The organism is Rhodopseudomonas palustris (assembly GCF_003031265.1).
GTDB lineage: Bacteria > Pseudomonadota > Alphaproteobacteria > Rhizobiales > Xanthobacteraceae > Rhodopseudomonas > Rhodopseudomonas palustris_H.
In genome coordinates, this window is the sequence record NZ_CP019966.1 from 3496589 (window position 1) to 3518084 (window position 21496).

Below are 21496 nucleotides of genomic sequence, written 5' to 3' on the forward strand. Positions count from 1 at the left end.
CGCCGGGGAAAACTAGATATTGCGAAGGGGTCCCCAGCGTGGGCCCCAATCAACCCAAGGCCCTGTCATGCGCCGCACACTCGCCCTACTGTCCGCGGGCCTCTGCCTGCTGTCCGTCTCCACCGCTTTCGCCCAGAACACTCCGCCCCGCAACCTGATTCTGTTCATTCCCGACGGCCTGCGGGCGAAGTCCGTCAGCCCGGAGACCGCCCCGGCGATGGCCGCGCTCCGCGATCAGGGCGTCAATTTCAAGAATCCGCATTCGCTGTTTCCGACCTTCACCATGGCGAACGGTTCGGCGATGGCGACTGGGCATTATCTCGGCGACACCGGCACCTTCAGCAACACCATCTATACCGGCTACAGCGTTCCGCCGGCCGGTAATACCGTGGTTCCGTTCATCGAGAACGATGACGTCGTCGGCGACATCGATAATCATTTCGACGGCAATTACCTCAACGAGGAAAGCCTGCTGAAGCTCGCCCGCGACAAGGGGCTGAGCACCGCGGCGATCGGCAAGCTCGGCCCGACCCTGCTGTTCGACCACACCGACCGGGCCGACAAGCCGGGTCCGCATTCGATCGTGATCGATGATGCGACCGGTTCGCCGAAGGGCGTGCCCCTGCCTGACGACTTCAAGGCCGAGCTCGACAAGCTCGGGCTGCCGCAGAAGCCACCGGCCCGCGGCGAGAACGCCAAGGCCGGCGACGCCAAGACGCCCGGCACACTGGTCGCAAACGTCGTGCAGCAGGCCTATTTCGCCGACGTCGCCGCCAAGGCGGTGTTGCCGCTGTTCAAGCAGCGCGGCAAGCCTTTCGTGCTGGTGTTCTGGTCCCGCGATCCGGATGGAAGCCAGCACAATCAAGGCGATAGCCTGAACGAGCTGACACCCGGCATTAACGGGCCGACCTCGCTGGCCGGAATTCGCAATGCGGACAACAACCTCGCGCAATTGCGCAAAGCTCTGGATGAGCTCGGGCTCTCCGCCTCGACCAACATCATCGTCTCGGCCGACCACGGCTTCTCGACGATCTCGAAGCAGAGCAAGACCTCGCCGTCTGCCAAGGCGAGCTACGACGACACCCCGGCCGGCTTCCTGCCGATGGGCTTCCTCGCCATCGATCTGGCGAAGGCGCTGAAGCTGCCGCTGTTCGATCCCAACAACGGCAACGCGCCGGTCGGCGACAACGCCCACCCCAAGGCCGGCAACGGCGTGCTCGGCAAGGATACGGCCAAGCCGGATCTGGTGGTTGCGACCAATGGCGGCTCGGACCTGATCTACCTGCCGACCGGCGACAAGAAGCTCGCCGGCCGCACCATCCGGGCCCTGCTCGAGCAGGACTACGTCAGCGGGCTGTTCGTCGATGACTCGCTCGGCAGCTTCCCCGGCGCGCTGCCGCTGTCGGCGCTCAACCTGAAGGGCAAGGCCGCGACGCCGACGCCAACGATCGTGGTCAACTTCCGGTCCTACGCGTCCGGCTGCGCCGAGCAGACGCAGTGCTCGGTGCAGGTCGCCGACACCGTGCTGCGCCAGGGCCAGGGCATGCACGGCTCGTTCAGCCGCGGCGATACCATGAACTTCATGGCGGCGACCGGCCCGGACTTCAAAGCCAGCTTCGCCGACCCGCTGCCGGTGAGCAACGCCGACGTCGGGTTCACCGCGGCGAAGCTGATGGGGCTCGATCCGACCACCAAGGGCAAGCTGATCGGCCGGGTGATGACCGAGGCGATGCCGAACGGCGCTGTGCCGAAAGCCACCCAGGAGACGGTGCGCTCGAAATACGCCGCCAACGGGCTGCGCACCGTGCTGGCGATGCAGCGCGTCGGCGAGCAGCGCTATTTCGATGCCGCCGGCTTCCCGGGCCGCACCCTCGGCCTCGACGGCGAGACCTCCAAACAAAAAGCGGCGGGGAAATAACCCCGCCGCTTGCTTGCAGAACTTGGCTTCGGACGATCAGACGCCGAGATCGAAAATCTGCGGGACCTGGCTGATCAGCGGCAGCGTCGCGACGCCGACCAGCGTGGCGACCAGCCGCATCAGCGTGTGATTGCTGCGCCGGGTGCCGCGCATCTGGCGCGAGATCCACTCCAGGACTTCGGTGTTGACGCCGACCGCCTGGGTCGGAGCCCAGGACTCGATCGCGACGTCCGGCGACAGTGCGACGCTGCGCGCCGGCACCGGCAGGCCGGAGGCGGCCGCGGCGTGATGGGCGACGGCCTTGGCGAACAGATCATCAAACCGGCCGCCATCGACACGCTCGGCAGCAGCATCGTTGATCTCGAACAGCGCTTCGGCCTCGGCCCGGCTGATCGGCTGATTGTCGACCGCGGACGCGGTCAGGATACCCATGCACCACGCGGTGTCGGCGGCGTCGAGGGTGCGGGAGAAATGCACCCGACCGCGGGTGGTCGGGCCTTCGCCGGTGATGATCCCATCCCGCACGACCCCGAGCGCTTGCGCGGCGGTATAACGATCCGAAACGTTGAGAGGGTCGATGCCGAACAGTTCGGCGGTGGCGACGGCAGTCATTGCTTTCACTCGTTTTTCTGGCTCTGGGCCAGCATTTCCACGCTGGCGTAAACGCTTGGTTAAGACTTCGCTCCTGCGCTCGATTCGATCGGAATTACCCACGATGTTTCGAAACAGGGTTGCCGATTTGTCGCAGCAGCGGTCTCGCCGGCTCAATTCGCAAGCCGCTCCGGCGGCGGTTGGGCGCACTGGCGGCGCAATTGCGGCAAAGCGGCTTTGCCGGGCGGCCATTTGGCCGCACCGGTCATTCAGCAGTCCTTCAGCGTCTTAAGTGTCGAGCCGTCGGCGGTCAGCGCGGCGACCACCAGTCGGCGAGCAGCAGGCCGAGCGTTCCCGATACCGCTGTGATGAACGCCCCCCACGAGATGTCGACCGCCACCACCGGCCAGGTCCAGTGCTTCAGCAGCGCCAGCGACGTCAGCTCGAAGGTCGCGTAGCAGAACAGCCCGAACAGCGCCCCGTACAACAACGAGGATTGCCAAGTCGCGTTCGCCGAGCCGTTGACGAAGATGACGATGCCGACGACGTAGAGCAGGTAGAACAGCACAGCCGGCAACAGCCTCACCTCGCCGAGCATCTCGCCGACCTGCGACTGGAAGAAGCTCTTGGCGATCGTGCCGAGGAACAGAAAGTCGAGCGGAATCAGGACAATGAATGTTGCCAGATAGAGCAGACCGTAGCGCTTCAAATCGTCCTCCTGAACAAAGCAGAATGCATCCTGTCAAATACGGAACGCCTCGTCGATGGTTGCAGACGCAGCCGGACAGCGGCGCAAAATCGCAGCCTCGTATCCAGGATGAGCCCACGTGCTGACAACCGCCAGCTCCCGTCCCGTCATCGTCTGGTTTCGCGACGATCTCCGTCTTGCCGATCATCCGGCGTTGCAGGCTGCTGCGCAATCGGGTGCGGCTGTGCTGGGCGTTTATGTGCTCGATGAGGTGAGCGACGATGTGCGCCCCCTTGGCGGCGCAGCGCGGTGGTGGCTGGGGCAATCGCTGCGCTCGCTCGAGGCCGAGCTTGCTGTGGCCGGTGCGCCGCTGATCCTGCGGCGCGGGCCGGCGGCCGCGGTGCTGGCCGAACTGGCGCAGCAGAGCGATGCGGCGGCGGTGCATTGGAACGAGATCGAGATCGCTCCGCATCGGGCTGTCGCCGATGCGCTGGCCGATGCCCTCACGGTGGCCGGCATCGCATATCACCGCCACCCTGGCGACACGCTGGTGGCGCCGAGTGCGATCCGCAGCAAGGATGGCCGCGGCATGCGGGTGTTCACGCCGTTCTGGCGGCGGGTGCTCAGCCTCGGCGATCCACCACAGCCCCTGCCCCGCCCGAAGGCGCTGCGGCCGGCGCCGGCTCCGCCGAGTGATCAGCTCGGCGACTGGCAGCTCGAGCCGACGGCGCCGGACTGGGCCGGCGGCCTCCGCCAAACCTGGACGCCGGGCGAAGCCGCCGCGCAGGCGCGGCTGTCCGACTTCCTCGCGGGCCTGCCCGGCTATGCGGACGGGCGCGACTATCCGGATCGGCACGTCACCTCCGGCCTGTCGCCGCATCTGCGGTTCGGCGAAATCAGTCCGCGCCAGGTCTGGTACGCCGCGCGCTTTGCCGCCGCCGAGCGGCCGGCGATCGCGCCCGACATCGACAAATTCCTGAGCGAGCTCGGCTGGCGCGAGTTCTGCCGGCATCTGCTGTTCGACCATCCGGATCTGGCGACCCGCAATCTGCAGCCGGCGTTCGACGCCTTCCCGTGGCACAGCGACGAGGCGGCGCTGAGCGCCTGGCAGCGCGGCCGCACCGGCTACCCGATCGTCGACGCCGGAATGCGCGAGCTGTGGCACTCCGGGGTGATGCACAATCGCGTCCGCATGGTCGTCGGCTCGTTCCTGGTCAAGCACTTGCTGATCGACTGGCGGCTCGGCGAGCAGTGGTTCTGGGACACGCTGGTCGACGCCGATCCCGGCAGCAATCCCGGTAACTGGCAGTGGGTTGCGGGCTGCGGCGCCGACGCGGCGCCGTATTTCCGGGTGTTCAACCCGTTGCTGCAGAGCGAGAAGTTCGACGCGGGTGGCAGCTACAGCCGGCGCTGGGTCCCCGAGCTGGCAGGCCTGCCCGACAACCTGATCCACCAGCCGTGGACCGCAACGCCGCTCGAACTCGCCGCCGCCGGCATCGAGCTCGGCGGCAACTATCCGCGGCCGATCGTCGACCACAAAACCGGCCGGCAGCGGGCGCTTTCGGCCTATGCCGAGCTGCGTCAGCGTTGAACAACTTCGCTTAGCAGCGTTACTAATTGCGCGAATCGGCTATCGTCGCGGTTATCTGCAAACCCTTGGGGGATCAATATGGACGACGACAAGCCGATTATCGAGCAGGTGGGCGAGGTGATCACCGAGGCCACCGATGCAGCCAAGACCGTGGTCAAGAAGGCGCGCAAGGCGGCCAAGAAAGTCGCCAAGAAGGTGAAGGCCGGCGCCAAGAAGGCCGCGAAGGCGACCAAGAAGGCAGGCAAGAAGGCCGCCAAAAAGGCAGCCAAGAAAGCTCCGAAGAAGGCCGCCAAGAAGGCCAAGAAGGCGCCCAAGAAGGCCAAAAAGGCAGCCAAGAAGACCGTGAAGAAGGCCAAGAAGGCGGCGCCGAAGAAGGCGAAGAAGGCCAAGAAATCCAAGCGCTGAGCGGTTCATCCGCGTCGGCCTGCGAAAGCCTCCGGAGCACCTGCCCGGAGGCTTTTTGCTGCGCGCAGAGCGCAAGCGAGTGCGGCCTGCCCTGCGCCTCTACGCCTTGGCGCGGTTGACCAGAAACACCGCCGCCGCGCAGATCACCATGCCGACGATCGACACCACGTCCAGCTTTTCACCGAACAGCACATAGGCCATCAGCGCGGTGGTGCCGGGCACCAGGTAGAACAGGCTGGCGACCGAGGTCGCGGCGGAATGCCGGATCAACCAGTACAATAGCCCGATCGATCCGATCGACAGCACCACCACCAGCCAGCCCACCGCCAGCACGAACTCGGTGGTCCAGTTCACCACCCGGGTTTCGAACAGCAGGGCGCCGACCGCGAACAGCGCGAGCGCGGCGAGGAATTGGATGATGTTGCCGGCGCGCCAGTCGATGCCGGTGCAGAACCGCTTTTGGTACAGCGTGCCGATGGTGATGCCGATCAGCGAACAGGCCGAGGCGAGCCAGCCCCAGCCGATGTCGCCGGTCAGGCTGCGGCTGTGCAGGATCAACAGCGTGCCGCCGAGACCGAGCCCAAGCCCCAGCCATTGCAGCGGCGTGACGCGCTCGCCGAGCCAGCGATTGGCGAGCGTCGAGGTCAGGATCGGCTGGAGGCCCGGGATCAAGGCCGACAGGCCCGCCGGCACCGAATGCGCGATCGCGATCGAGGTGCCGGCCAGATACACGCCGTGCACCAGCAGTCCGGCGACGATGCTGTGGCCGACGCCGGCAAGGTTCGGCCAGCGCGGCCGCGCGATCGCGGCGATCACCGCAATCAGCGTCACCACCGCGATCATCCGGATCGACAGGTAGGTCAGCGGCTCCGCACCGGCTAGCGCGTATTTGGTGCCAATGAAGCCGGTGCTCCACAGCACGACAAACACAGCGGGCGCGGCGCGGCCAGCGAGATGCTCTGCGTTACGGTTCATTGTTTCCCCGAGGGCCCGATCGTATGGTGACGGGCAAGCGCCCGATGGCGCAACGTCCATGCCATGCCGCAACCGCCGCGACCAGCACGGATCGTCATCATCAACGCGCCGCCCTTCCCTCACCGCGCGTTCGTCATCGTCCGGAGCCGCCATGCGCCTGCAGTTCGAAACCGTCGACGTGTTCACCTCCGAGCAGTTCAGCGGCAATCCCCTCGCCGTGGTGCTCAACGCGGAAGAGCTGTCGAGTGCGCAGATGCAGGCGATCGCCGGCGAGTTCAATCTGTCGGAGACGACCTTCGTGCTGCCGCCGCAAGACCCCGCCCACACCGCGCAGGTTCGGATCTTCACGCCCAACGGCGAACTGCCGTTCGCCGGCCATCCGAATGTCGGCACCGCCTTCGTGCTGGCCCGCATCGGGCAGAGCTACGGCCGCAGCATTGCCGGCGATCGCGTGGTGTTCGAAGAGAAGGCCGGGCTCGTCCCGATCCAACTGATCAAGGACGGCGGCGCCGTCACCGGCGCGCGCCTGACGTCGCCGCAGACCCTGTCGGTGACCGACGAGATTGCCCCCGATGTCATCGCGGCGGCCTGCTCGCTCAGCGAGGGCGACATCGAGATCGCCAACCACCGGGCGTGCATCGCATCCTGCGGCACCGGCTTCATCATCGCGGAGGTGAAGAGCCGCACCGCCCTCGCCGCCGCCAGCCCACGCGCCGACCTCTTCGGCGACCACATCGCCGGCTACCCGACGTCAAAGGTCCTGCTCTATGTGCAGACCGCGGAGGACACCATCGACATCCGCGCCCGGATGTTCGCGCCGCTGAACAAGGTCCCCGAGGACCCGGCCACCGGTAGCGCCAATGTCGCGCTGATCGGCCTGTTGGCGAAGCTGCGCCCCGAAGCCGATCTGACGCTGTCGAAAACCATCCTGCAAGGGTTCGAGATGGGCCGCCCGAGCCTGCTGTTCGCCAGCGCGGAGAAGCGCGGGGGCGAAGTCACCACCACCGCGATCGGCGGACAATGCGTGGCGGTGATGGCGGGAACGATCGGCCTGACATGAGGCCGAAAAGGCTGGACCGGCGCTCGGCCTTCGGCCGTCAGACCGCCGATGGGCTCAATACTCTTCCGGGCAGGGATCGACGATCTTCCACAGATCGACGCCGTTCTTGATCTTCTTCATCTCGGTGGTCAGGCCGCCGTTGCGGGCGATCCAGTCCTTCACCGGCTGCGGATAATACGACATCAGCTCCGAGGTGCCCTCGAGGCTGGTGACCTTGATGCCGAACGTGAAGGCCTTGTCGTAATAGGCCTGATGGAAGCCCAAGCTGGCGCGCGGGGTGACGCAGATCTTGTTCAGCGGCACGATCCCGAACACCAGGGTGCAGGCCGAATTGCAGATGCCGTCGATGATGACCCGCTCGCGGCGATCCCGGATCCGCTGGTACTTGGCCTTGTACTCCTCGACATAGCCGCCGTGATCCCGGGTGATGTGGAGATCGGCGCGTGCCGGCGTGGCCAGCAGCATCAGCGGCAATAACAGCGACGAGAACAGCGTACGCATGGTTCGGTCGAAACCCGTGGCGACAAGGGGAGCGGGCCGGCCTCGGCCGGCACCGGCACTTTGGCCGAGTTTGGTTTGCGCGACGTTAATGCGCACATTCCGGCGAAATCATGGGGGCCCCCTCCCCCTTGTAAGCGCCTGCAAAAGTGGGGTATTCGAAAGCCCTCGCCGGGCGGCAAGCCCCACCCCGGCCCCGCGCTCGTAGCTCAGCTGGATAGAGCATCGGATTTCGATTCCGAGGGTCGGAGGTTCGAATCCTTCCGAGCGCGCCAAACTGCCACCATTCGGAATAAAACCAAGGACAATCCGTCGGAGATGAAGTGCAACTAACGTAAGCGTCAGTAGCTTCCAGTCCGAGCATCCGACATCGAGTAAGGGCCTGCCCCACGATGATGCGTAGTGAAGAAGCGCGATCGCCTAAAAGTCCTTTGCCGCAAAATAGGGAAATTGCGAAGGGCCGCCGACGTCGTGGTGGGGTCCCGTCGTCGTTTGGTGGGCAGGCTGCAACCCTGCCCGATAGCCCAAGATTCTTGTGCGGGTGAAATTCTTGCCAGCAGCTTTGCTTTCGATGAACGACGACAGCTGCGGCAGCGTCTTACCAATGCGGTACGAGAAGTAGACGCGCGTCCCTTTCCACCAAGCGCCCGACGGCACCGAATTCCGACAGAAGTTCAATCTCTTCCCGGGGGCACCTCCACAGAAGTCCAGAAGTGGCCCGTGAGCGCGCTCCCATGGCTGGCCGTTTTGACGCGGCTGTGCCCGCTCCCCGAAGTCGGGGGTTGCATTTTCAGAAGATTCGCTCAAAGTATGTCCCGCCTCCGGATGGAGGCTGAAAAGAAACCTGAGATGGTTTCAGTTGAGCGGTTGCTGGAAAGCGACCAACCCGTTCGGCAGTGCCGGCCGTGTCTTGTTCGTTAGGAACAGCGCAGCTGAAGCCAGTCTCTTCATACAGAAGGACTGGTTTATTATGCCCCCCTCCGCATCACCTAGGCTGATCTTGCGCTTTGCTATCTTAGCAGAGCAGCCCAACACGCGTGACGAGGATCGCCTGAGCCACGTTCAGGTCGAGACTTCTATTGCCGGAATTAAGCGGTATATCGGTTTCGTGCGCGGGCGAGATTTGTTTCCCCTTTTCGATAACGTCTCACTCGAAGCCAATCCTCGTGCGGCAAAGACCGGCAGCGTTACCGACGCCATCCTGCATTCTCTCGAAACGACGCCCGAACTATTTCCTTTCAAGTCGAAAGGTATTCTTCTTGGCACGTCGAACTATGAGGCGTTGCAACGCAGCCGGTTCGACTTGCATTTCGAAGATCCTTCGACTGAAGGTATTTTGGATGGCGGACACAACATGCTCGGTATCGGCATCCACATGCTTTCACATGTTTTGGACGAAGCCGAACTGGGGAGAATTACACTTTGGGAAGACATGAAGGAGCAGTGGGACGCTCACCGCAGCGAACTCGAAGGCATGAAAGAGAAGTTCGATTTTCTCGTGCCGGTCGAACTTATCGTGCCAGCGAACGTCGACGACGAGTTCAACGTCCAGCAGTTCGAAATGTCCGTCTTGGACATCTGTGCGGCTCGCAATAATAACGCGCAACTGACACAGGAAACCAAGTCGAATAAGATGGGTCTTTATGCGGAGATCCAGAGCAGGTTGGACAAAGAGATTGCCGATCGCGTTGAGTGGAAAAGTAACGAGTGGGAAAGCAACGAAAGCCGCCCCATCAAGGTGCGCGACTTGCTTGCCTTGGCTTGGATCCCGCTCAACAAGGCTAGCGAAGAGAGGCTGCTTCCACCGGGCCATTCAGTCGCGCCGCAGAACATCTATCGCAACAAGGGCGAGTGCTCGAAGCTATTTGACAAGCTGATGGTCAACCCTGAAGTGACGAGGCGCACCGATGGGCCGGTTCACGAGTTGATCAACGCGACTGTCGCAAGCTGCTTTGACATTTTGAAAGATCTGCCGAAGCTTTACGACAAAATCTACGCTGACTTCCCAGAGGCATACAACTCCCACGGTTATCGGTTCGGCGCGACTAGTATTGTCAAGATCTACGATCCGGCGCGGCGGTCTGCAGCCAAAGACAAAAGCGGGTTCGTGGTGAGCCAGCCGCTCACTCACTACCTCGGACTGAAAGTCAGCTACCGCTATCCCGACGGCCTTATCATGCCGCTCGTGTATGGCCTCAAAGGGTTGATGAAGATTGAAGGTGATCGTGTCGTCTGGTCGACTGATCCTTTTCTCTTCCTCGACCGCTATCTGAATGACATCGCGGGTGCTTACCGGTTGGTTCTCGACATGGCGCGCTTCGATCCTCAAAAGTTGTCTAAAAATGAAGCTAGCCACGAGTTTGCCGTTGGCGAATTTGAAAAGGCACTGATCAAGCATCGCTCAAAAGCGGTCGCGTAGCTCGATCTGCCTGCGCTCGGAGGAAAAGCCCCTCCGAGCGTGCGGCGATAATTTGCGTCGCTACGCGCAAAAGCTGGGATGACTCAAATTTTGAGGAGTTGATATGAGCGCGACCGTTAAGGCGTTGGAGGTTGTTGACGAGCCCTTTCTCGTTGCAAGCCTGATTGAGCGTTGCCCGAAGACGGCAATGATCCGCGAATTGATGATGAATGCGCTGGAAGCAGCGCGATACGCGCCGGAAGGGCGCAGGCTGGTGGAAATCAGCGCCACGCCCGTGAATGGGACGCCGAAGCTGACGATTTGGAATACTGGCCCCGGCTTGGATGCCGTCGAGCTTCAACGAATTTGCAACATCGCGTCGTCGCTCCGCAAGGAAAAGAGCCTGCACGGAAATTTCGGCATGGGCGCCAAGGTCGCGTCTCTGCCGTCAAATCAGCGCGGCATGCGCTATCGCTCCTGCAGGAACGGTGCAGTCCATGAAGTGATCCTGTGCAAGCTTGATGGCGTGTACGGTATCTTGCGGCGACACGATCCTGAGACCGGCGAGTATGTTGAAGTGGCTGACGTCACCGACATCGCGATGACAGAAGGTCGCGCATTGTCAGAGGATTGGACGGAAGTGCTGTTGCACGGCAACGAGGAAGATCAGGATACGGCGAAAGACCCATACAACGGCGATCCCGAACAGGACGCACAATGGCTTGCGACGTACCTCTATCATCGTTTTTATCGCTTGCCCGATGGTGTCAGGGTCACGCTGCTGAAGGGCACACATAAACTCGACGGCAATCGCGCCTTCTTACCGATCTCCGGCCGCTTGAATTTTTTCGAGCGCCACGAAACTGTAACCTGCGCAAACGGCATCAAAATCCACTACCTGTATGACGCTCCCTATGCCGGCACTGGCCACAACAACTCGATTAGTGGCGCTGTCGCGTCAGCCGTCAGCACATGCGCCGTTATCTATAAAGATGAGATGTACGACCTTCGCAAAGGCAAGAATTGGACTTTTGACGCGCCGATCTTCGGTATTCCGTTCGGCCCCCGTCATATCTCTGTTCACATCGAACTGCCCGACGGTTATCCGATCGTCCCGGACGGCTATCGCCAATTTCTCCGCTATGCGCAGGGAGAGCAGCCGAATGTTCTCGCAACGGACTTCGCGGAGATCGTGCGCGACAATCGCCCCGAATGGCTCATTGAACTCATCAGATCGCTTGCGCCCGATAGCGCGAGCAGCGATGACATTCGTAACGAGCTTCAAAATCTCCTGAACAACCTTCGCGTTCGCCGCCTCTCGCCGCGGATCACTCTGAATGGCTCGACCAACGTCGCCAATGGCAGTGGCTCGGCAGTCGAGCCAGATCCAGTGGGTTCGCAAAAGGACGGCGGCAACGCCAGCCGTCAGAAGCCGACCGATCTTTCCGTGTTGCCAAACGGGGCAAAGCGAGCCGATCTCTTTAAGAATGTCGAGCGCGCCCCTGAAATCATCTTGCTCCACGACGAGCAGGAAATTGAAGACAACGGTATCAAGGGCCGCGCGGCCCGCTTTGTCATGGAGCCTAATCAACTCTTTATCAACATGAACTACCCGTCAATTACGGAAATCAAGTCCATCCTTGAAGCGGAATATGCTGACGCGCCTGATCCCGAAGTGATGCGGACACTCGTCAAGCAGCATGCGGAGCGCACGATGATCTTGCGCGTCGGCCGAACCGTTGTTTATGCGCTGGCAAAGCAGCTCAGCAAGGAATGGGATCAAAAGGCGCTTGAAGTAGCGTCGTCACCGGAAAGCTTGAGCATGGCAGCGGACGACTTCGCCGACGCGCTTCAAAATGTGAGGCGGGATATTGGACGGAAGCTGCGCACTAGCAAAAACACGGATGCGGGATCTGTTGCTGATCAAGGCGTTCCGGCGGCTGTGAACTGAAGAGAAAGAATACCCACACTCCTCTTGCTTCTTTGAGCGTCGATAGCCCCTTCATGCTGGCGCGTTCGCGTTTGCCGCTGACGGCAGGGCATCTTTGTGGGGGTGTAGGTGCCTGTATCCCACCCAATTTTAGCGCACGAGGGCCGTCTAGGCGCCGCTGCATCACCATTACCAAAATCAGCTTCTGCACCGGATCAACAGTCAAAAGTGTGCCCCAGCTTCCTTGCCGTTGGATCCGGATCAGTACAACAGCGAAGCCGAGCCCCCCAGGGGGCGACGGCGCATGACATGCAGCGGCACCTCTCCAAAAACTGCATATGTGGGGACAGAGCTTGGCGTCATAACCGAAATTATGATCACAAACTACATTTTAATTTCAATAACATATGAGTTCGCAGTTTTGTTCTGATTAGCGCGCCACCGACACCCTCCCGCCCCCGCTCCATGCGGCGGCCGCCTCCGCCGTCCCATCTATGAATTTCGATGAAACGCGACCGCCGGGATCGGTCGGGTCGCCGCAAGTTGCCGTTCGGCACATGCGATAAATTCGCGCAGGGACATCCCTGGCGCCTTCCCGCGACACGACCTTGGTATGAGCGAATACCGACGGGATCAGCCCGGTCGCGCCTCTCCCCCCAAGTAACGTTATGCCCTTCATCCACAAGGCGTACGCGATGTTCGCGGAGCGAGCAGGAAACGGTGGCGCTCAACTCATCGCCGCATCGTGCGTCGCCGCACGGCATCACGATTCAGATCGAGGTTGGTAGTTCTACTGGAACCTATTTTCACCATTTGATAATCGCCCCGCGATCAGTTTGCGGACACAACCACGAATTAGGTAGTGTCACGATGAAGTTCGATCGCATTGGTAACAAGCTCGGTGCTGCAGGCCTTCTCGGCGTCATCCTCGCCGGCGGCATGCTCGCCAATCAGTTCGTCGCCGAGCGCAAGATCGAGGCTGCCAATGCGCTTGCCGACGGGCAGCAGTACATCAACGAGCACACCCTCGAGGCCAATATCGCGCTGCGCCGCATGCAGCTCGCCGTCCGCGATATCCGGCTGGCGAAGGCTCCGGGCGATCTCGACAAGCCGATCGCGTCGCTCACGGACATGACGGCACGGATGGCGAAGGAAATCGACAACGCCGCCCAGCGCACGGTGAAGCAGGAGAACAAGGACCGCCTGCTCCAGATCGCCGCGCTCAACAAGGACTACGAGAAGCAGGGAACGGAGCTGGTCAAAACGATCAGGCAGATCTTCGACATTACGGGCAAGCGCAACGCGCTGGGCGGCGAATGGCGTACCGCGCTCGATGCGATCCGGACCGCGCCCGCGACCGCCGCCAATCGCCTCGAAGCCGAACGGATCCTGTACGAAGCGGATTCGCACTTCAACGCCATCCGCGCAGCGACCTGGCGCTTCAGCGTCACCGGCGAGGACGGCCAAAAGAAGGCGATCGATACGCGGGGCAACGAGCTGAACGATACGCTGGGCCGGCTGCGCAGCGTCGTCACCGACAAATCGCTGAGCGACGAGATCGATCAGCTCGCCGACGCGGGCAAATCGTTCAACGAACTGACAGCGAGCGCTCTGAAATTGGAATCCGGCAAGCTCGAGATCGCGGCCGCAGCGCTCGGGATCGCCAACCGGTCGGCTGAACTGATGCGGGCGGCGGTGGACGAATCCAGCAAGAATTATCGCACCGCCAAGGAAGAGGCCGATGCGGTGCTGGTGCAGGCGAACCGGGTCAGCTTCGCGGTCGCGATCATCGTGATGCTGGCGCTGATCGGGTCGGTGATCTTCACCTTCGTCGGCGTCGCCCGCCCGCTGACCCGTCTGAACGGCGCGCTCGGCCGCATTGCAGACGGCCAGCTCAACACCGAGATTCCCGGCGCGACACGCGGCGACGAAGTCGGCGACATCGCCAAGACCGTGGTGGTGATCAGCAAGAATGCCGAACAGAAGGCGCGCGAGGAAGCCGAAGCCCAGGCCCGACAAGAGCAGATCGCGGCGCAGCGGCGCAAGCAGGAGATGATCCAACTCGCGGACGGCTTCGAAGCCGCGGTCGGCGAAATCGTCGATACCGTGTCGTCGGCCTCGACCGAACTCGAAGCGTCCGCAACGACGCTGACGAGCACGGCCGAGCGCGCCCAGGAGCTCACCACGATGGTGGCCGCAGCCTCGGAAGAAGCCTCGACCAACGTCCAGTCGGTGGCCTCCGCCACCGAGGAGCTGTCGTCGTCGGTCAACGAGATCAGCCGCCAGGTGCAAGACTCGGCCCGGATCGCCAACGACGCCGTCAGCCAGGCGCGCCTGACCAACGACCGCGTCAGCGAACTGTCGAAGGCTGCCGCACGGATCGGCGACGTGGTCGAACTGATCAACACCATTGCCGGCCAGACCAACCTGCTCGCGCTCAATGCCACGATTGAAGCGGCGCGTGCCGGCGAGGCCGGACGCGGCTTCGCCGTGGTGGCGTCGGAAGTCAAAGCCCTGGCCGAGCAGACCGCCAAGGCCACCGGTGATATCAGTCAGCAGATCTCCAGCATCCAGGGCGCCACCAACGAGTCGGTGAACGCGATCAGGGACATCAGCGCGACCATCGAGAAGCTGTCTGAAATCTCCTCCACCATCGCCTCGGCAGTGGAAGAGCAAGGCGCAGCCACCCTGGAGATCTCCCGCAACGTCCAGCAGGCGGCGCAAGGGACGCACCAGGTGTCATCGAACATCACCGACGTGCAGCGCGGGGCGAGCGAGACCGGCTCGGCCTCGTCGCAGGTGCTGACCGCGGCCCAGTCGCTGTCCGCCGACAGCAACCGGCTCAAGACCGAAGTCTCCAAGTTCCTCAACACCGTCCGGGCGGCCTGATCACCGCCCCCTGCCCTCGGCGCCCCGAGCCGAGGGCTCCATCCGCGAGGAGGCTCGCCGGCTCGCCGGCGGGCACCGGATATCCTGTCACGTTGACGCCCGTTCACCCGCTTTGGCATAACGGGACGGTGCGTCCGATCAGTTGTGGGCGCAGCGGGGAACGTGATGAAAAACGGGCTGTATTCGCTCCACGTTGATCTGCTCGACGGCCGCTCCGGCAAGGGCAGCGGCGTGGCGCTGTTTCGCGACGGCAAGATCCTCGGCGGCGACGCTTATCTGTACTACGTCGGCAGCTACGTGGTCTCGGGCGACAGCTTCAAGGGCGAGGTCACCGTCACCCAGCACACCCCGAGCCCCGACGCCAATCCGCTGTTCGGCGGCCAGAAGGAGCCGGTCGGGGTCGGCGTCACCGGCACGTCGGACGGAAAATCCGCGGTGATGACCGGCACCGCGCTGGTCGGAAAATCCAGCCAGCTGTTTCGCGCCACGCTGCGCTGGCTCGCGCCCGCCGACTGACGCGCCGCAGCGGCGGTCGTCCGCGCCCTTCCCTATGAGGCCGAAGCCGCCGACAGCTCGGCGCGCTCCTGCGGCGCGGTCCGCGGCAGCGTCATCAGGATGCGGGTGCCGTTCCCCGGCTCGGAGTCGAGTTCGAGCCGGCCGCCGAGCCGGTTGGTGATGATGTTGTAGACGATATGCAGACCGAGGCCGGTGCCGCCCTGGTCGCGCCGCGTGGTGAAGAACGGATCGAACGCGCGGCGGCGGACGTCGAGGCTCATGCCGCAGCCGTCGTCGGAATACGCCACCACGACGTGATCGTTGCCCGCCGCCCGCACCTGGATCTCGACCGTGCCGGCACGGCCGTTCGGGAACGCGTGCGCCACCGAATTCAGGAACAGGTTGGTCAGCACCTGGCCATAAGGGCCCGGATAGGAATTCATCATCAGCCCGGGCTGGCACTCGACGTTCAGCGTCAGATTGTGTTTGCGCAGGCCCGGCCGCAGGCTCATCACCACCTGCTCGGTGAGATCGCCGAGATCGAACAGGCGCTGGTCCGAGTAGTTGCGGTCGGCTGCGACCTGCTTGAACGACTGGATCAGCTCGGCGGCGCGGTTGAGATTGGCGACCAGCTGCGACGAGGCATCGCGCGTTGTCTCCAGAAACTCGTTGAGGCGCGACCGCTTCAGCTCGCCGCGCGCCACCTCGGTGGCGAACACCGCGGCCTTGCGCTCCAGCGCCGAGGCCACCGTCAGGCTGATGCCGACCGGATTGTTGACCTCGTGCGCGACGCCGGCGACCAGCCGGCCGAGCGCGGCGAGCTTTTCGGCTTCGATCAGCGACTGCTGGGTCTCGCGCAGGTTGCGCAGCGCCGCCTCGGCCGCGTCCTTGGCCTGGCGCATCTCGAGTTCGCCGCGCTTGCGTTCGCCGATATCGAGCGCCACCGTGACGATCCGCTCGATCTGACCGTCGGCATCCTTCAACGGCATCTTGTTGACCAGCCACTGCCGCACCGCGCCGGTGGCGTCGCGATACTCCTCCTCATAGAAGCCGAGCCCCTCGCCGGTCTCCAGCACGCGTTTGTCGTTGGCGTCGGTCTTGTGCGAGCCGAACCGCGACATCAGCTCCGCGGTGGTGTGGCCGATCGCGTCGCGCGGATGAATGCCGAACACGCCAGCCATATAGCGGTTCATCAGCACGTAGCGCAGCTCGGTATCCTTAACGTTGATCACCGCCGGAACGGTGTCGATGACCTGCTGCAGCAGCAGCCGGCTTTCGGCGACCGCCTGCTCGGCGCGCTTCTGATCGGTGATATCGCGTACCGCGCCTTCATAGCGGATGACGTTGCCGGCCTCGTCGCGGACCGCACCGGCGCTGTCCGACAGCCACAGCTCGTCGCCGTTGCGTTTGCGCGCCTGATACTCGAATTCGCGCACCATGCCGTCACGCTGCATCAGCTCGCGATATTGCTCGCGCTTGGCCGGATCGATGTAGATCGTGGTGGTGACGTCGGCAGTGGCGCGGATCAGTTCGGCCGGGCTGTCGTAGCCCATCATCCGCGCCAGCGCCGGATTGGCGTTGAGCAGCGCACCATCGGGCGTCGTCACATAAATGCCGTCGATCGAGCCTTCGAACAACTTGCGATAGCTCTCTTCGGCGAGCCGCTGCTCGGCGAGCGCCCGCACCGCGGCTTCGCGGGCGTTGTCGGCCTCGACCAGGGTACGGCGAAACACTTCGGCGGCACGGGCGATGTCGCCGATTTCGTTCTTCACGTCGGTCGCCGGAATCGCAGTGAATTGCTGTCCCGCCGCCAGCGAGCGGATCGCCCGGGTAATCGCCGTCAGCGGTCCGACGGTGCGGCGGACCACGAAGGCCGCCGCCATCCAGCCGAGCAACACGCCGGCGATGCCGAGCACGATGCTCTGCCACTTGTCTTCGGCCAGCGTGCGGGCGAGATCGCGCGACAGCACCCGCCCGCGACGCGCGGCGGCATCGCGCAGCAGTTCGGTCACCTTGCCGATCAACCGCCCCTCGGTACCGAGTACGTCGCGGTCGAGATCGGCGATCTCCTGCTCCACCGCCGCGGTCGCGGCGATCAGCTCGGCGTAGTCGCGCACCGACCGGGCCGCAGTCGCATCGCCGATCGGCAGCGCGCGCATCCGCCGCGCCGCGTCGCTGGCGCCCATCAGGTCGCGCGACAGCAGCGCGGCCCCGACCTTGATCTGAGCCGAATGCAGTTCGCCGGCGAGCTTGCGATCGGACAGGCCGGCGATCGTCGCCTCGAACGCCTCGCGCAGCGCCGGGATCTTCGCCACCAGCTCGCCACGGCGCTGCATCAACTCGGTGATGCGCTGCAGCCCGTCGCGATAATTGGTCAGCCGCTCGGTGACGCCGTCGAGCATCTCCTGCTGATCCGGCGCCAGCTCCAGGCGGGTCTTCTTCAGGAGTTCGGTGAGTGCAGATGCGGCGGTGAACACTTTGCTGGCCGGCTGCGCCCCGGGCTCCGTCACCGCCTGGCGCGCGGCGAAGCGCAGATCGCTCATCCGCCGCTCGATCTCTTCGGCGAGATCGCCGACGCTCTGCAGCCGCTGCAATTCGCCGAAGGTGCGGTCGATATGCCGGATTGCCACCACGCTGCCGATCGAGGTGGCCGCGATGATCGTCAGCAGCAACAGGAAGCTGCCGAACGTCATCTGTCCGATCGAGAGCGTGCGTGTCCTCACGCTCTGGATGAACGATGAAACAGCGTTTAGCATGCTGACGAGACCGGCGCTCCCTGTGCGGGCGTCCTCCTCCCGCACTTGCGCCGCCGACAGTACAGCGTCGGTGCGCTGTCAACAATCGCCGAAGCAGCCCCGGGCTGCCGGGGTCTTCAGGTTGTGGTGGAAGCGATCGCCGCCCGGGATCAGCCGGGCGGCAGCAATGTGTCGACGGCTATTTCTTCGGCCGGATCGCGTCCGCGGTGCCTTGGATGAAGGCCTGGATTTTCACCACGTCGGCTTCGGTCAGCTTGCCGGTGAAGTCCGGCATGCCCTTGTCGCGGAACGGCCCCTTGAACACGATGTCCTTGAGGTGGGCGATCCGCTCGGTGGTCGAGTAGCCGAGGTTCTTGACGTTGCCACCGCGGTCGACGCCGGGCACGCCGTGGCAGGTGGCGCAGGCGGCGACGTAGATCGCCGTCCCCTCGGCCACGTCCTTCGGATCGTATTCGATGCCGGTGAGCAGATTGCCCATCTGATACTTGGCGAACTCCGGCATCTTGGCCTTGCCGCCGACCGCGAAGGTGTACACCGTGCCTGGCGCCTCGGTCTCGGTGGCACGGGCGCTGATGCCGAATACGCCGCCCCAGCCGACCGCGATCGAGACGTATTGCACGCCGTCGACCATGTAGGTCGCAGGCGCTGCCACCGCGCCGGTGCCGAGCGGGCTCTCCCACAGCTTCTCGCCGGTCTTGGCGTTGTAGGCGACGAAGCGGCCGTCAGCCGTACCCTGGAATACGAGGTTGCCCGCGGTGGTCAGCGTGCCGCCATTCCACGGCGAGACGTATTCGGCGCGCCAGGCTTCCTTCTGCTGCACCGGATCCCACGCCACCAGCCGGCCGAACGGCAGGTTCTTCGGCGGCACCGCGTTCAGCGTGAAGCCGACGTTCCAGCCCGTGGTCGAGCCGAACTTGAACGGCTCCATCTTGTTCTGGGTCAGCGCCTTCTCGCCGGTGAGATTGACCGGCACGCCCTGCGCCGGCAAGTACACCAGGCCGGTCTGCGGATTGAACGACATCGGGTGCCAGTTGTGCGCACCATACGGCCCCGGGATCGCGTCGAACGATTTGTCCGCAGAGCGCGCCTCCGGCACTTCGATCGGACGGCCATTGGAGTCATAGCCGGTCGCCCAGTTCACATCGACGAAGTTCTTCGCCGAGATGAATTGACCGTTGGTGCGGTCGATCACGAAGAAGAAGCCATTCTTCGGCGCGTGCAGGATCACCTTGCGCGGCTTGCCGTCGATCGGAATGTCCGCGAGGATCATCGGCTGGGTCGAGGTGTAGTCCCAGTTGTCGCCGGGCGTCTCCTGATAGTGCCAGACGTATTTGCCGGTGTCGGCATTCAGCGCGACGATCGACGCCAGATACAGATTGTCGCCGCCCGCCGGGCTGCGCAGGTTGCGATTCCATGGCGAGCCGTTGCCGGTGCCGACATAGATCAGGTTGAGATCTGGATCGAACGTGATGGTGTCCCACGCCGTGCCGCCGCCGCCATTCTCCCACCATTTGCCGGCCGGGTCCCAGGTCTTGGCGGCCTTCTCCATCGACTCGTCTTCGAACGGCTTGCTCGGATCGCCCGGCACCGTGAACCAGCGCCACGCCTGCTTGCCGGTCTCCGCATCATAAGCGGTGACGTAACCGCGCGCGCCGTATTCGGCGCCGCCATTGCCGATCACCACCTTGCCGTTGAACACCCGCGGAGCGCCGGTGATGGTGTACGAATGTTCGTGGTCGATCAGCGTGTCGATCTCCCACGCCTTGTTGCCGGTCGCGGCATCGAGCGCGATCAGCCGGCCGTCATAGGCACCGACGAACACCTTACCCTTGTACAGCGCGACACCGCGGTTCACGACGTCGCAGCAACCGCGATACCCCTTTGAGTGATCGACCTTGGGATCGAAGGTCCACAGCTTCTTGCCGGTGCGGGTGTCGATCGCATGCACGACGCTCCACGACGCCGTGACGTACATGATGCCGTCGACCACCACCGGCGTCGCTTCGACGCCGCGCTCGGAGCCGAGGCTATAGCTCCATTGCAGGCCGAGCTGTTTGACGTTGTCGGCATTGATCTGGTCGAGCTTGCTGAAGCGGGTCTCGGCGTAGTCGAGCCCGTAGCTCGGCCAGTCCTTGGTGGTCTTGGCGTTGGCGACGATCGCCGCGCTGTCGACCGCACCTGTCACCGCGCGGATATGCGCGGCGGAGCCTTTGGCGTCTTGCGCGACGGCGATTGCCGGCGACAGCAGCGCGGCCATCAGCGCCGCGGCGCCGAGACGCCTCGCAGCTAATCGTATCGCTGGATGTTGGACAGGTCGGTGCGCAGTCCGCACCGCGTCAGCAGGCTTCCTCATGCATTCGCTCCCTACACGGCCTCTTGCCGGGCCGAGCGGAAGTGTTGCGCGCAGTCGAGAGAGCGTCAACCAGAATGCGGACGAGATGCAGACGCAGTTATTATCTCGCAATGCAATGCGCCGCGCGCTGCATTGCGATGCCGCGGCTGCGAACTACGCGCCGGAGAATTCGAACAGCTCGCCGTCGTAACCGGCTTCGGCCGGAATCCGCAGCAAACGCTTGTCGCCGTCCTTGGTCATGATCGGCAGCACGGTCACGATGCTCTGTGCACGTGCGTGATCGAGCGCTGCGGCGACGCTCGGCTGCTGGCCCAGCCGGATCAGATTGCGGGTGGTCGGAAACGGCAGTGTGAAGCGGCCGCTGTCGCCACCGTCGAGCGCCTCGCGCGGCGACAGCCAGATCGAATCGGTGGTCTCCCCGCCATCGTGCATGCCGAGCTGTTCGGGCGGCGCTTCGGCCAGGAAGAACCAGGTGTCGAACCGCTTCGGCAGTTTTTCCGGCGTGATCCAGTGCGCGTAAGGCACCAGCAGATCGAGCGCCAGCACCAGCTCGTTGTCGGCCAGGATCTGCGCAAACGCGAGGCTGCCGTCGCACAGCGCCTTGCGATGCGCCGTTTCGATCTCGGCGGCGCGGCTGGCGGCGACAAGCGCGTCGCTGCCACGCGGCCGCGCCAGCAGGATGCCGCTTTCCTCGAAGGTCTCGCGGATCGCTGCGATCCGGAATTCCAGCGCCGGGCCGACCGATCCGTCGACGCCGGCATACAGCTCCGGCCGCCCGACGATGTCGCGGTCGCCGGCATCGACGCTGCCACCGGGGAACACCAGCGCCCCGGAGGCAAACTCGACCTGATAATTCCGGACCATCATGAACACGTCGAAGCCCGCCGCGGCCTGACGCAACAGCACGATGGTCGATGCGGGACGCGCGGCAGCTTCAACGGTCATGGTG

15 protein-coding genes and 1 tRNA gene are annotated in these 21496 nt (G+C 63.8%); 9 read left to right on the forward strand and 7 right to left on the reverse strand.

What is annotated here, in order from left to right:
• Positions 1-67 precede the first annotated feature (67 nt).
• Positions 68-1918: a nucleotide pyrophosphatase/phosphodiesterase family protein gene (locus RPPS3_RS16335; RefSeq protein ID WP_107345024.1), complete on the forward strand. Its 1851-nt coding sequence runs from the start codon at positions 68-70 to the stop codon at positions 1916-1918.
• A gap of 36 nt (positions 1919-1954) precedes the next feature.
• On the opposite strand, the gene RPPS3_RS16340 is transcribed toward RPPS3_RS16335, so the two are convergent.
• The gene (locus tag RPPS3_RS16340; RefSeq protein WP_107345025.1) at positions 1955-2530 is read right to left on the reverse strand and encodes a hypothetical protein; all 576 of its coding nucleotides are present in this window, start codon (positions 2528-2530) and stop codon (positions 1955-1957) included.
• Between the two features lie 289 nt (positions 2531-2819).
• Positions 2820-3218, reverse strand: a complete 399-nt coding sequence (locus tag RPPS3_RS16345) for a DUF2177 family protein (RefSeq protein WP_107345026.1) — start codon at positions 3216-3218, stop codon at positions 2820-2822.
• Between the two features lie 118 nt (positions 3219-3336).
• On the opposite strand from RPPS3_RS16345, the gene RPPS3_RS16350 reads away from it, so the two are divergent.
• Positions 3337-4788 carry a cryptochrome/photolyase family protein gene (locus RPPS3_RS16350; protein WP_107345027.1) on the forward strand — a complete coding sequence of 484 codons (1452 nt, stop codon included), beginning with the start codon at positions 3337-3339 and terminating at the stop codon, positions 4786-4788.
• A 78-nt stretch (positions 4789-4866) separates the two neighbouring features.
• A complete protein-coding gene (locus tag RPPS3_RS16355; RefSeq protein WP_107345028.1) occupies positions 4867-5193 on the forward strand; it encodes a histone in 327 nt (108 codons plus the stop codon).
• A gap of 99 nt (positions 5194-5292) precedes the next feature.
• Here the strand turns inward: RPPS3_RS16355 and RPPS3_RS16360 are convergent, their stop codons facing one another.
• Positions 5293-6168 carry a DMT family transporter gene (locus RPPS3_RS16360; RefSeq protein ID WP_107345029.1) on the reverse strand — a complete coding sequence of 292 codons (876 nt, stop codon included), beginning with the start codon at positions 6166-6168 and terminating at the stop codon, positions 5293-5295.
• 151 nt (positions 6169-6319) lie between these two features.
• On the opposite strand from RPPS3_RS16360, the gene RPPS3_RS16365 reads away from it, so the two are divergent.
• A complete protein-coding gene (locus RPPS3_RS16365; RefSeq protein WP_107345030.1) occupies positions 6320-7228 on the forward strand; it encodes a PhzF family phenazine biosynthesis protein in 909 nt (302 codons plus the stop codon).
• Positions 7229-7282: 54 nt separating this feature from the next.
• Here the strand turns inward: RPPS3_RS16365 and RPPS3_RS16370 are convergent, their stop codons facing one another.
• Positions 7283-7729: a hypothetical protein gene (locus RPPS3_RS16370; protein WP_011158728.1), complete on the reverse strand. Its 447-nt coding sequence runs from the start codon at positions 7727-7729 to the stop codon at positions 7283-7285.
• A gap of 195 nt (positions 7730-7924) precedes the next feature.
• On the opposite strand from RPPS3_RS16370, the gene RPPS3_RS16375 reads away from it, so the two are divergent.
• The 5 genes from RPPS3_RS16375 (at position 7925) to RPPS3_RS16395 (ending at position 15459) form a co-directional block, all read left to right on the forward strand.
• A tRNA-Arg gene (locus tag RPPS3_RS16375) sits at positions 7925-8001 on the forward strand.
• Positions 8002-8696: 695 nt separating this feature from the next.
• Positions 8697-10145, forward strand: coding sequence for a hypothetical protein (locus RPPS3_RS16380; RefSeq protein WP_107346645.1), 1449 nt, complete (start codon positions 8697-8699; stop codon positions 10143-10145).
• Between the two features lie 103 nt (positions 10146-10248).
• A complete protein-coding gene (locus RPPS3_RS16385; protein ID WP_107345031.1) occupies positions 10249-12075 on the forward strand; it encodes an ATP-binding protein in 1827 nt (608 codons plus the stop codon).
• 849 nt (positions 12076-12924) lie between these two features.
• Positions 12925-14943 (forward strand): methyl-accepting chemotaxis protein, encoded by a 2019-nt coding sequence (locus RPPS3_RS16390; protein ID WP_107345032.1) that lies wholly within the window; start codon positions 12925-12927, stop codon positions 14941-14943.
• A gap of 165 nt (positions 14944-15108) precedes the next feature.
• Positions 15109-15459 carry a GrlR family regulatory protein gene (locus tag RPPS3_RS16395; RefSeq protein WP_107345033.1) on the forward strand — a complete coding sequence of 117 codons (351 nt, stop codon included), beginning with the start codon at positions 15109-15111 and terminating at the stop codon, positions 15457-15459.
• 32 nt (positions 15460-15491) lie between these two features.
• On the opposite strand, the gene RPPS3_RS16400 is transcribed toward RPPS3_RS16395, so the two are convergent.
• The 3 genes from RPPS3_RS16400 to RPPS3_RS16410 form a co-directional block, all read right to left on the reverse strand.
• On the reverse strand, positions 15492-18194 hold the full coding sequence (locus tag RPPS3_RS16400; RefSeq protein ID WP_107345034.1) for a PAS domain S-box protein: 2703 nt from the start codon (positions 18192-18194) through the stop codon (positions 15492-15494).
• Positions 18195-18372: 178 nt separating this feature from the next.
• On the reverse strand, positions 18373-20547 hold the full coding sequence (locus RPPS3_RS16405; protein ID WP_107345035.1) for a PQQ-dependent dehydrogenase, methanol/ethanol family: 2175 nt from the start codon (positions 20545-20547) through the stop codon (positions 18373-18375).
• A 153-nt stretch (positions 20548-20700) separates the two neighbouring features.
• Positions 20701-21492, reverse strand: a complete 792-nt coding sequence (locus tag RPPS3_RS16410; protein WP_107345036.1) for an NUDIX hydrolase — start codon at positions 21490-21492, stop codon at positions 20701-20703.
• Positions 21493-21496 lie beyond the last annotated feature (4 nt).

Excerpts from the sequence above, each read along its gene's own strand:
- RPPS3_RS16335 (WP_107345024.1), top strand. The coding sequence starts at position 68 with ATGCGCCGCACACTCGCCCTACTGTCCGCGGGCCTCTGCCTGCTGTCC.
- RPPS3_RS16380 (WP_107346645.1), top strand. The coding sequence starts at position 8,697 with ATGCCCCCCTCCGCATCACCTAGGCTGATCTTGCGCTTTGCTATCTTA.
- RPPS3_RS16410 (WP_107345036.1), bottom strand. The coding sequence starts at position 21,492 with ATGACCGTTGAAGCTGCCGCGCGTCCCGCATCGACCATCGTGCTGTTG.
- RPPS3_RS16370 (WP_011158728.1), bottom strand. The coding sequence starts at position 7,729 with ATGCGTACGCTGTTCTCGTCGCTGTTATTGCCGCTGATGCTGCTGGCC.
- RPPS3_RS16365 (WP_107345030.1), top strand. The coding sequence starts at position 6,320 with ATGCGCCTGCAGTTCGAAACCGTCGACGTGTTCACCTCCGAGCAGTTC.
- RPPS3_RS16355 (WP_107345028.1), top strand. The coding sequence starts at position 4,867 with ATGGACGACGACAAGCCGATTATCGAGCAGGTGGGCGAGGTGATCACC.
- RPPS3_RS16390 (WP_107345032.1), top strand. The coding sequence starts at position 12,925 with ATGAAGTTCGATCGCATTGGTAACAAGCTCGGTGCTGCAGGCCTTCTC.
- RPPS3_RS16385 (WP_107345031.1), top strand. The coding sequence starts at position 10,249 with ATGAGCGCGACCGTTAAGGCGTTGGAGGTTGTTGACGAGCCCTTTCTC.
- RPPS3_RS16400 (WP_107345034.1), bottom strand. The coding sequence starts at position 18,194 with ATGCTAAACGCTGTTTCATCGTTCATCCAGAGCGTGAGGACACGCACG.
- RPPS3_RS16340 (WP_107345025.1), bottom strand. The coding sequence starts at position 2,530 with ATGACTGCCGTCGCCACCGCCGAACTGTTCGGCATCGACCCTCTCAAC.
- RPPS3_RS16395 (WP_107345033.1), top strand. The coding sequence starts at position 15,109 with ATGAAAAACGGGCTGTATTCGCTCCACGTTGATCTGCTCGACGGCCGC.
- RPPS3_RS16405 (WP_107345035.1), bottom strand. The coding sequence starts at position 20,547 with ATGAGGAAGCCTGCTGACGCGGTGCGGACTGCGCACCGACCTGTCCAA.
- RPPS3_RS16360 (WP_107345029.1), bottom strand. The coding sequence starts at position 6,168 with ATGAACCGTAACGCAGAGCATCTCGCTGGCCGCGCCGCGCCCGCTGTG.